General features: G+C 42.6%; 1 tRNA gene. It reads right to left on the bottom strand.

The features are described 5' to 3' along the window. Positions 1–173 precede the first annotated feature (173 nt). Positions 174–249 (bottom strand) — tRNA-Ala (locus H2O73_RS20480). Between the last annotated feature and the right edge of the window lie 82 nt (positions 250–331).

The raw sequence follows: 331 nt of genomic DNA, 5'->3' as shown, positions 1-331 counted from the left end.
ACTTGAATGTGTTTTTTGGTGTTTACCATTACGGTAAACATTGAGAACTTTACAAATAATCTTTATTAAGATTATTTAGTCAGCTTTCCAAATTGTTAAAGAGCAAGTTTTATTACCTAATAAAAGGCGATGAAAACCATTTTTAAAAACACTCTTGCGAATGTACTTAAAGATGGTGGAGCTATGCGGGATCGAACCGCAGACCTCTTCGCTGCCAGCGAAGCGCTCTCCCAGCTGAGCTATAGCCCCATATTCCATATGAGGAGATGGTATCCCGTAGGGGAGTCGAACCCCTGTTACCGCCGTGAAAGGGCGGTGTCCTAGGCCTCTA

It is taken from the genome of Vibrio marinisediminis (assembly GCF_014050145.1).
GTDB lineage: Bacteria > Pseudomonadota > Gammaproteobacteria > Enterobacterales > Vibrionaceae > Vibrio > Vibrio marinisediminis.
Note: the sequence above shows the minus strand (reverse complement) of the source record. Positions and strands in the feature narration are given on the sequence as shown.